General features: G+C 60.3%; 1 protein-coding gene. It reads left to right on the top strand.

Annotated features, from left to right (window positions below; translation table 11 throughout):
* On the top strand, window positions 1-219 hold a 219-nt coding region (locus A3709_RS04930; protein ID WP_197484071.1), incomplete at both ends, for an aminopeptidase P family N-terminal domain-containing protein.

Genomic DNA, 219 nt, shown 5'->3' on the forward strand with positions numbered 1-219 from the left:
CGGTTCTGCCGGCGCTATTGTGGTGCTTGCCGAACGCGCCGCGATATTCGTCGATGGCCGCTACACCGTGCAGGTGCGCAATGAGGTCGATCCTGACCTGTTTGAATACCATCACCTGATTGAAGAGCCCCCTGTGGCTTGGCTGACCACTGTCCTCGGTGAAGGCAGCCAGGTTGCCTGTGACCCGCGCCTGCATACGCTGGCATGGTATCAGCACAG

This window comes from Halioglobus sp. HI00S01 (genome assembly GCF_001635445.1).
Lineage (GTDB): Bacteria > Pseudomonadota > Gammaproteobacteria > Pseudomonadales > Halieaceae > Halioglobus > Halioglobus japonicus.